This is a genomic window from Micromonospora sp. BQ32 (assembly GCF_059358895.1).
This window is the reverse complement of the sequence record NZ_JCADBI010000014.1, coordinates 191867-201830: the sequence shown is the minus strand read 5'-3', so window position 1 is coordinate 201830 and position 9964 is coordinate 191867. Positions and strand designations below refer to the sequence as shown.

The following is a 9964-nucleotide window of genomic DNA, read 5'->3' as shown; positions in this document are numbered from 1 at the left end:
GCGGCGGCGAGGGCGACGGAGAGGGCGTGCACGTGTCGTCCGAGACCGCCGACGAGCACCGGCGGGTACTCCCAGGACAGCATGAGGATGCGGCGGGTCTGCGGGGGCACCCCGGGGCCGGGCTGCGCCGGCACGGGCGTGCCGGGCTGCGCGGTGGGACCGGACTGCGCGGGGGGCCGGGAGGTCAGGGTGGGCCGGTGGGCCCGGTCCTTGGTGGCAGCGAGCTGCTCGTCGACCCGCAGTGTCACATCAATCTCCGTCCATGCATGGTGATACGCGCCGGCGTCAGTGGCGGCGGAGCGAGAGGTGTAAGGGGTGGCCGAGGGCCTGGCGGGCACGCGCGAACGCTTGTCCCCGGTCAAGGAAAGTGCATCGGACCCAAGAACGCATCTCGAAAAGGGCCATCGTGACGGAGGACACCCGATCGGTGTAGCGCGCATCAGACGGGCGGTTTTCGCCCATCGCCTGAAAGGATGGATTGGCGCGTCCGGGCCGGGGGCACTACCTGCGTGCGCGCGGGCGATCTCGGCCGGTGCGCACATAACCATGGTCTAAGGAGCGACATGCAGGTCTGGCCGGGCGAGCGGTACCCCCTGGGCGCCACCTACGACGGGATGGGCACCAACTTCGCCATCTTCTCCGAGGTGGCCGAGCGGATCGAGCTGTGCCTCTTCGACGAGTGGGACACCGGCGCGGAGCGCCGCGTCGAGCTGCGCGAGGTGGACGCCTACGTGTGGCACGCGTACCTGCCGGGCATCGAGCCGGGCCAGCGCTACGGCTACCGGGTGCACGGCCCGTACGACCCGGCGAACGGGCTGCGCTGCAACCCGCACAAGCTGCTGATCGACCCGTACGCCAAGGCCATCGACGGTGACGTGGAGTGGGACCCGGCGGTCTACGACTACGACCTGAACGAGCCGGAGCGGATGAGCGAGACCGACTCGGCGCCGTTCATGCCGAAGTCGGTGGTGGTCAACCCGTACTTCGACTGGGGCAACGACAGGCCGCCGCGCACCCCTTACCACCACTCGGTGATCTACGAGGCGCACGTGCGCGGGCTGACCATGCGCCACCCGGACATCCCGGAGGAGCTGCGCGGCACGTACGCGGGCATCGCCTCCCCGCCGATGATCGACTACCTGACCCGGCTCGGGGTGACGGCGATCGAGCTGATGCCGGTGCACCAGTTCATCCACGACAACCGCCTCGCCGACCTGGGGCTGCGCAACTACTGGGGTTACAACACCATCGGCTTCTTCGCCCCACACCACGGCTACTCCGCGCTGGGCCGGCTCGGCCAGCAGGTGCAGGAGTTCCGGGGCATGGTGAAGGCGCTGCACGCGGCCGGCATCGAGGTCATCCTCGACGTGGTCTACAACCACACCGCCGAGGGCAACCACCTCGGGCCGACGCTGAGCTTCAAGGGTGTGGACGCCCCGAGCTACTACCGGCTCAGCGAGGAGGACCCCCGCTACTTCGTCGACTACACCGGCACCGGCAACAGCCTCAACGTGCGCAGCCCGCACTCACTGCAACTGATCATGGATTCGTTGCGCTACTGGGTGACCGAGATGCACGTCGACGGCTTCCGGTTCGACCTGGCCGCCACCCTGGCCCGGGAGTTCTACGAGGTGGACCGGCTCTCCACCTTCTTCGAGGTGGTGCAGCAGGACCCGGTGGTCAGCCGGGTGAAGCTGATCGCCGAACCGTGGGACGTCGGCCCTGGCGGCTACCAGGTGGGCAACTTCCCACCACTGTGGACAGAGTGGAACGGCAAGTACCGCGACACCGTGCGTGACTTCTGGCGCGGTGAGCCGGCCACCCTCGCCGAGTTCGCGTCCCGGATCTCCGGCTCCGCCGACCTCTACCAGGACGACGGCCGCCGACCGTTCCACAGCATCAACTTCGTCACCGTGCACGACGGGTTCACCCTCAACGACCTGGTGTCCTACAACGACAAGCACAACGAGGCCAACGGCGAGGAGAACCGCGACGGCGAGAGCCACAACCGGTCCTGGAACTGCGGGGTCGAGGGCGACACCGACGACGAGGCGGTCCTCGCCCTGCGGGCCAAGCAGCGGCGCAACTTCCTGGCCACCCTGATGCTGTCGCAGGGCGTGCCGATGATCGGCCACGGTGACGAGCTGGGCCGCACCCAGCACGGCAACAACAACGTCTACTGCCAGGACAGCGAACTGGCCTGGGTCGACTGGGACAACGCCGACGAACAGCTGCTGGACTTCGTCCGCACGCTCACCGCGTTCCGCAAACGCCACCAGGTGTTCCGCCGTCGCCGGTTCTTCACCGGGCTGCCGGTGAACGGGCGCGGCATCGACGAGCCGCTGCCCGACCTGGCCTGGTACACCCCGGACGGGCGGGAGATGACCGGCGAGGACTGGGGCAACGACTTCGGCCGGTCGGTGGCGCTCTTCGTCAACGGCGAGGGCATCCGCGAGCGCGGCCAGTACGGCCAGAAGCACCACGACGCGTCGTTCCTGCTCTGCTTCAACGCCCACGACGCGCCGCTGGACTTCACCATGCCCGGCAGCGAGTACGGCCAGAAGTGGGAACGGGTGATCAGCACGGCCGAACCCGAGCCGGGCGACGCCACGGTGATCAGCGCGGGCGGCACCATCCGGGTGCCGGACCGGTCCCTCGTCGTGCTGGAGAGGACGATCTGACATGCCGGCCACCCCTCCACAGGCCACCTACCGGGTCCAGGTCCGCCCCGGCTTCGACCTGGACGCCACCGCCGCGATCGTCGACTACCTGGACGACCTCGGCGTCAGCCACCTCTACAGCGCCCCGCTGCTGACCGCCACCCCCGGCTCCCAGCACGGCTACGACGTGGTCGACCACCGGGCCGTCAGCCCGGAGCTGGGCGGCGAGGCCGCCCGGCAGCGGCTGGTGCGCGCGCTACGCGACAAGCAGCTCGGCCTGGTCGTCGACATCGTGCCCAACCACGCCGGGGTCGCCGTTCCGGCCGCCAACCCGCCCTGGTGGGACGTGTTGCGCCGGGGGCGCGACTCGGCGTACGCCGACTGGTTCGACATCGACTGGGACCGGGGCCGGCTGCTGCTGCCGGTGCTGGCCGACGACCCGGCCGCCCTGGACGACCTCAAGGTTGTCGACGGGGAGCTGCGCTACCACGAGCACCGCTTCCCGGTCGCCGACGGCACCGGCGACGGCAGCGCCCGGGAGGTGCACGACCGGCAGCACTACGAGCTGGTCTCCTGGCGGCGCGGTGACGCCGAGCTGACGTACCGCCGATTTTTCGCCATCGCGGGCCTGGCGGGTCTGCGCGTGGAGGACCCGGCGGTCTTCGCCGCCACCCACGAGCTGATCCTGCGCTGGGCCGCCGACGGGGAGGTCGACGGCATCCGCGTCGACCACCCGGACGGCCTGCGCGACCCGGCCGGCTACCTGGCCCGGTTGCGGGCCGCCGCGCCCGACGCCTGGCTCGTGGTGGAGAAGATCCTGGAGTACGGCGAGGAGCTGCCGGACTGGCCGGTGGACGGCACCACCGGCTACGACGCCCTGGCGGCGGTCAGCGGGCTCTTCGTCGACACCGACGCCGAGGGTGACTTCACCGCGCTGGACAACCGTCTCACCGGGCGGCACACCTCCTGGGAGGACCTGACCCACGCCACCAAACTGGCCGCCGCCACGCAGTTGCTTGCCGCCGAGCTGACCCGGCTGGCCGCCCTCGCCCCCGAGGTGCCCACCGAGCAGGCCCGCGCGGCGCTCGCCGAGCTGGCCGCCGCGTTCGCCGTCTACCGGGGCTACCCGCCGCACGGCGCCCGGCACCTCGCCGCCGCCCGCTCCGAGGCCGGCCGCCGCCGCCCCGACCTGGCCGGTGCCCTGGACGCGGTGACCCGCCGACTGCGCGACCCCGCCGACGAGCTGGGCATGAGGTTCCCGCAGCTCACCGGCGCGGTGATGGCCAAGGGCGTGGAGGACACCGCGTTCTACCGCTGGACCCGGTTCGTGGCGCTCAACGAGGTCGGCGGCAGCCCCGCCCACTTCGGGGTGCCGCCGGCGGAGTTCCACCGCTTCGTCGCCGCCCACCAGGTCCGCTGGCCCGCCAGCATGACCACCCTCTCCACCCACGACACGAAACGCGGCGAGGACGTCCGCGCCCGGCTCGCCGTGCTCAGCGAGCTGCCGGGCCGCTGGGCCGAGCAGGTCAAGACCTGGATGGAGTACGCGCCGCTGCCCGACCCGTCGTTCGCCCACCTGCTCTGGCAGACCGCCGTCGGCGCGTGGCCGATCGAGCGGGAACGGCTGCACGCGTACGTCGAGAAGGCCGCCCGGGAGGCCGGGGCGTCGACCAGTTGGGCGGACCCCGACCCGACCTTCGAGCAGGCCCTGCACGCCGTGGTCGACCAGATGTACGACGACCCGAGCCTGCACGACGAGCTGACCGAACTCGCCGCCGCGATCACCCCGGCCGGCTGGTGCAACTCGCTCGGGCAGAAGCTCATCCAGCTCACCATGCCCGGGGTGCCGGACACCTACCAGGGCACCGAGCTGTGGGACAACTCCCTCGTCGACCCGGACAATCGCCGCCCGGTCGACTTCGACGTACGCCGAGAGTTGCTGGCACGCATCGACGGTGGCTGGCGTCCCCCGATCGACACCGACGGAGCGGCGAAGCTGCTCGTCGTGTCGCGGACCCTGCGGTTGCGGCGAGCGCACCCGGAGCTGTTCACCACCTACCGGCCGGTGCCCGCGCACGGGCCGGTGGGCCGGCACGTGGTGGCCTTCGACCGGGGCGGCGCGATCGCCGTGGCGACCCGGCTGCCGCTGGGCCTGGCCCGCGCCGGCGGGTGGTGTGACACAGCTCTGTCACTTCCTGTTCACGAGATGAAGGACCTGTTTACCGGCCGGGTCTACAGTGGCGGGGAGACCCCTCTGGACGACCTTCTGGCCGACTATCCCGTGGCTCTGCTGGCTCCTCTCACCGCTGCCGAGGAGGCCGTTTCATGACCGAATTCTCCGTCTGGGCACCGGACGCCACGCGGGTGCGGCTGCGCCTGGCCGACGACACCGACCACGAGATGCGCGCCTCCACCGACGGCTGGTGGCGGGTCGAGGTGCCCGACGCCGGCCTCGACTACTCCTTTCTGCTGAACGACGACGAAACCCCACTGCCCGACCCCCGGTCACCGTGGCAGCCTGCGGGAGTGCACGGGCCGAGCCGCCGCTACGACCACGCCGAATTCGCGTGGTCCGACAGCGCGTGGACCGGCCGGCAACTGCCCGGCAGCATCCTCTACGAGCTGCACATCGGCACCTTCACCCCGGAAGGCACCTTCGACGCGGCCATCGACCGCCTCGACCACCTCGTCTCCCTGGGCGTCGACCTGATCGAGCTGCTCCCGGTCAACGCCTTCAACGGCGAACACAACTGGGGGTACGACGGCGTCTGCTGGTACGCCCCACACGAGCCCTACGGCGGCCCCGACGGCCTGAAACGGTTCGTCGACGCCGCCCATGCCAAGGGGTTGGGGGTGATCCTCGACGTTGTCTACAACCATTTCGGGCCCTCCGGGGCCTACGCGCCGCGGTTCGGGCCCTACCTCGCCGAGCAGAGCAACAGTTGGGGACGCTCGATCAACCTGGACGGCCCGCACTCCGACGAGGTACGCCGCTACATCATCGACAGCGTGCTCATGTGGCTGCGCGACTACCACGTCGACGGGCTGCGGTTGGACGCCGTGCATGCGCTGCCGGACACCCGGGCCGTTCCTCTGCTCGAAGAGTTGGCCATCGAGGTCGAGTCGCTGTCTACGCACCTGGGGCGGCCGTTGTCGCTGATCGCCGAATCCGACCTCAACGACCCGCGGCTCATCACCCCTCGGGAGGCGGGCGGCTTCGGGCTGCACGCGCAGTGGAACGACGACGCCCACCACGCGCTGCACACGTTGCTGACGGGGGAGCGGCAGGGGTACTACGGGGACTTCGGCTCCCTCGAAACGCTGTCGGACGTGCTGACCGGCGGGTTCTTCCACGCCGGCACCTGGTCGAGCTTCCGCAACCGTCATCATGGGCGGCCTCTGGATTCCCGGGTGCCTGGGCATCGGCTGGTGGCTTACCTGCAGAACCATGACCAGATCGGGAACCGGGCTACTGGGGATCGGATCTCCGCCTCCCTGTCTCCGTCGCTGTTGCGAGTCGGGGCTGTGTTGCTGCTGACGGCGCCGTTCACTCCCATGCTGTTCATGGGGGAGGAGTGGGCAGCTTCCACGCCGTGGCAGTTCTTCACCTCGCACCCGGAGCCGGAGCTGGCCTCTGCGGTGCGGACCGGGCGGCGGCGGGAGTTCGCCGCGCACGGGTGGCCGGAGGGGGACGTGCCTGACCCGCAGGACCCGCAGACGTTCGTGCGGTCGCGGTTGGACTGGGCCGAGTTGGACAAGCCCGAGCACCGGGAGATGTTGGCGTTCTACCAGCGGTTGATCGCGCTGCGTCGGTCTCTTCCTGACCTCTCGGATCCTCGGTTGAACGCTGTCTCTGTGCAGCATGGGGACCAGTTCTTGGTGATGCGGCGGGGGGACACGCTTGTCGTGGCGAACCTGGCTGGGCGGGGGCAGGGGGTTTCGCTGCCGGGGGTGGCGCGGCGGGTGCTGCTGGCTACGGGGGAGGGGGTCACGGTGATGCGGGACCGGATCCAGTTGCCGGCAGAGACTGCGGCGATCGTGGCGCTGTGAGGGTCCACAACTTGGCTTGCACACGGGAACTGGTCGAGGACAACGTTGGTCTAGCTAGCCCGCCGAGCAGCTAACCGGGCGTGCGGCTCCCCTTCCCTTGCCTTTGAGTTGCGGCGGATCGAACCAGATGCTGCAGCCGTGCATCCTTCCTGCCGGCGCTCTGCGCAGATAATGGGGCCTGAAGCTGTCATGGTCGGCGGCATGGTTGCCGCGTCGATGCATCACAGCAAGAGACGAGGCTGGTTCCTGAGGTGGCACCGAGAGTGAGAATCGGGGGACCCACCATTCGCGTTCGTGCTATCAATGGCAAAGATTGCATATGGGACCAAATGGGGCCTTTCATTCCCAGCGTGGCGACCTTTTACGAGAAGACAGCCGAGTAATCTAAGGCGTTTGTCCGAATCTTCACTTGATGTTCGTCGCCGCTCCGGTTAGTTTAGTCGGTCTAGCCAGAAGCAGAGACCTGAGGTTCCGAATGCCCCTGATCGAGCGGAAAGATTTTGAACGAGCTGTCGGAAATGTCGCCACCAAAGGTGATACAGATGTCTTTCCGTTTCCCTTCGAGAACCATGTCTTCCACGACTGTCAGCAGCCGGTCGTTAATCTTCTGGAGAAGATGTCCGCAGACTTCCAGCGGTCCCTTTCGCGGATTCCTATAACTAGCCATTCCTCTTTAGCTCCGGTTGGATACGCGGGCTACAGGTGGACTACGCAGATAGATCCGCTCTGGAATGCCTATCTCCTGGGAATCGTGGAATCGTTCGCTCCTGCGATTGAAAGCTCGCGGATCGATCCTGATGAGCAGACAGTTTTTTCCTACCGGTACGAACCTGAGCCGACCAAAGGCATGTTCAAGCTCGATGGGTGGAGGGCGTTCCAAGACAGATGCAATGAGTTGGCCCTTCGGCATGCCTATGTTGTCAGCGTAGACATCGCGGACTTTTATTCGCGCATCTATCACCACCGGCTTGAGAATGCCTTACGGGATATAGACGATGCAAGCAAAGAGCGTTCAAAGCAAATCATCGCCATTTTAACCAAGCTCAGTGGCGGTAGCTCATACGGACTTCCGGTTGGCGGGAATGCGGCGAGGCTGCTCTCGGAGTTGGTTCTCAACCAGGTTGATCGGCTACTGCTGGCTGAAGGCCATGCAGGACAGTTCTGTCGGTACGCTGACGACTATCGTTTCTTCGTTAACGATCTACAGTCGGCCCACCGCTGCATCGGCATGCTTTCCGAGAAGCTTATGCGTAACGAAGGCTTCTCGCTCCAAAAGGCCAAAACACGGATCATGACTTCGGCAGAATATCAGCTAATCACGGAACCGCAACAGCAGGGCGAGCCTGGCACTGCTGGCAAGTTCCTTGGCCTTCGGCTTCATTATGATCCATATTCTACGACGGCCGTTGATGATTACGAGCGAATGATGGCCCAGATATCCGAGTTCGATGTATTGAGCTTGCTGCGAGACGAAATCACAAAGGGTCGAATCCATGTCAGTCTGACGAGAAAGCTTGTCGGAGCCTTGCAGTACATGGATGAAGAAAGCCGGTTGCAAGCCGTAATTTCACTTCTCGAAAATGTCGAGACGCTCGCTCCGATCATCCCGCAGGTCATGCTTTCAGTGCGGCAGTGCCTCGACGGGATCGACGATCGAGCGGCTGTAGAGGAAATCCAGGCGACGGTGAGGCGTCTTGTGGAGGAAGAGCACTACGTTGCAAAAAATGACCTAAACCTCGCTTACATTGTCAGGGTTCTTGCGGCATCGCGGAATAGTCACAATGAAAGAATGTTGATCCGGATATATAGTTCCTTCCATGGGTATGGGAACAAGTCTGCCCCCAATATTCAGAGAGACATCTTGCTTGCGCTCGGGAAATGGAACGTAAGGTACTGGCTTAGCGAGCGGAAGCACTCCTTCGGTACGGATCATGCTTGGGTTCGGCGGGCATTCAGGGTTGCTAGTTATTCGCTAGGTGACGAAGGCAGTCACTGGCGGCGCGCGAATCGTCCAGAGGCCGATTCCTTCGACGAGGTCGTTCAAAAATGGGCGGCGGACCGGTCTAATGTTGCCGGATGGTCGATTCCAGTATGATTTCTGTTCGCCGATTTTCGCTTCAAGGCTCAATTTGGCGACAACATGCTCCGATGATGGAGCAAGTGGTCCGCTGGATCAATGAGAATGAGTCGCCCTTCGGTAGGCCGGTACGACTTAGCCACGACGGCCGTAGAAGCGCCGTCATCGCGGAGACGGCTTTTCGTCGGGCCGCTGTGAAGGCTCCACTATTCGAACACGACCAGGCAGCAGAACAAGCCGCCGGTGATTTGATAGCCCTCCTGCCGCGAGGTCAATTTGGCGAGACGCCGCTGACGGAATCGGAGCGACTGGAGGTCGCACTTATTCAACAGAATCTTCAAAGGCTGGCCGAAAGCTTAGATGAGCCAGTTTACTTTTATGCCGTTCCCGGTTGCGGAGTGGTGAATTCAGCAATCGGTGACATGGCGGATCTTGATCACCTTGTAGAGGTAAAGACGGTTACGCGTCCTTTCCGCGGGACCGACCTTCGTCAGGTTCTGATCTATTGTGCCATGAGGTACGCCTCCGGGCTGGAGGTGGATGAGGTAAGTCTGTACAACCCGCGGCGAGCAAGGCTCTTCACGGGCAGTTTAGACCAAATCTCTTTTGCGGTCTCAGGTCGCGCAGGCGTCGAACTTATGCATAATCTAATTGACGGTATGGTGGGTTTTCAAGTGTCCGCATGATCGCGACTCAGGTAGAGTGACGGGCGAGGTACGCCGGAGCCTTTTGATTCCGCGCATTGATCCCTGAACGCACCCTTGGAGCAACATTAAGGGGGAGGTGCTGCGCGGCTTCCGTCACTGAGAAGAATGCAACGTCCTCCAGTTCCTGTTTGGGCAACTGGATTCCCTCAACACTTGTGATGGTTCCGCAGTCGAAAGTAAAACTGATGATCGCGCGAGGTCGCTGCCCAGAGGGCGGCGCCCAGTCCACGACGAGGAGGTCGCCCACCACTACATCGACCCCTAACTCCTCTCGAACCTCGCGGGCGCATGCAATATGCGGGTACTCGCCTTCATCCACGTAGCCGCCAGGGAACGCCCAGTGTTCGCGGTAAGTGGGTTTAACGAGCAGCACGTTGCCAGCCGGGTCGGTGATGAAGGCTGCGGCGGCGGCGTAGAAGGAAGTTAAGTTGGCGTACCAGGTGGTGGGCTCCGTCCAGGTCACCTTGGTG

Annotated in this window: 7 protein-coding genes; 5 read left to right on the top strand and 2 right to left on the bottom strand. The window is 65.4% G+C overall.

Annotated elements, in window-relative coordinates; translation table 11 throughout:
* Positions 1–248: glycogen/starch synthase (locus AC5L30_RS24820; protein WP_494870027.1), on the bottom strand; the 248-nt coding region annotated here is incomplete at its 3' end.
* 315 nt (positions 249–563) lie between these two features.
* On the opposite strand from AC5L30_RS24820, the gene glgX reads away from it, so the two are divergent.
* From glgX to AC5L30_RS24795, 5 genes are all read left to right on the top strand, one after another.
* Complete coding sequence (gene glgX, locus AC5L30_RS24815) at positions 564–2681, top strand: glycogen debranching protein GlgX (RefSeq protein ID WP_494870026.1); 2118 nt, start codon at positions 564–566, stop codon at positions 2679–2681.
* Position 2682: 1 nt separating this feature from the next.
* Positions 2683–4989, top strand: a complete 2307-nt coding sequence (gene treY, locus AC5L30_RS24810; RefSeq protein ID WP_494870025.1) for a malto-oligosyltrehalose synthase — start codon at positions 2683–2685, stop codon at positions 4987–4989.
* A complete protein-coding gene (treZ, locus tag AC5L30_RS24805; protein WP_494870024.1) occupies positions 4986–6710 on the top strand; it encodes a malto-oligosyltrehalose trehalohydrolase in 1725 nt (574 codons plus the stop codon). The genes treY and treZ overlap by 4 nt, the downstream gene beginning before the upstream one ends.
* 475 nt (positions 6711–7185) lie before the next feature.
* Positions 7186–8805, top strand: coding sequence for an RNA-directed DNA polymerase (locus AC5L30_RS24800; RefSeq protein WP_494870023.1), 1620 nt, complete (start codon positions 7186–7188; stop codon positions 8803–8805).
* Entirely contained in the window at positions 8787–9473 is a 687-nt protein-coding gene (locus AC5L30_RS24795; protein WP_494870022.1) for a hypothetical protein, read from the top strand. Before AC5L30_RS24800 ends, AC5L30_RS24795 begins: the two co-directional genes overlap by 19 nt.
* Positions 9474–9480: 7 nt before the next feature.
* Here AC5L30_RS24795 and AC5L30_RS24790 read toward each other — a convergent pair whose 3' ends face one another.
* Positions 9481–9957: an NUDIX domain-containing protein gene (locus tag AC5L30_RS24790; RefSeq protein ID WP_494870021.1), complete on the bottom strand. Its 477-nt coding sequence runs from the start codon at positions 9955–9957 to the stop codon at positions 9481–9483.
* Between the last annotated feature and the right edge of the window lie 7 nt (positions 9958–9964).

What these genes read in the sequence shown, in the direction of transcription:
- AC5L30_RS24800 (WP_494870023.1), top strand. Translation starts at nt 7,186, where the DNA reads ATGCCCCTGATCGAGCGGAAAGATTTTGAACGAGCTGTCGGAAATGTC.
- glgX (WP_494870026.1), top strand. Translation starts at nt 564, where the DNA reads ATGCAGGTCTGGCCGGGCGAGCGGTACCCCCTGGGCGCCACCTACGAC.
- treY (WP_494870025.1), top strand. Translation starts at nt 2,683, where the DNA reads ATGCCGGCCACCCCTCCACAGGCCACCTACCGGGTCCAGGTCCGCCCC.
- treZ (WP_494870024.1), top strand. Translation starts at nt 4,986, where the DNA reads ATGACCGAATTCTCCGTCTGGGCACCGGACGCCACGCGGGTGCGGCTG.
- AC5L30_RS24795 (WP_494870022.1), top strand. Translation starts at nt 8,787, where the DNA reads ATGGTCGATTCCAGTATGATTTCTGTTCGCCGATTTTCGCTTCAAGGC.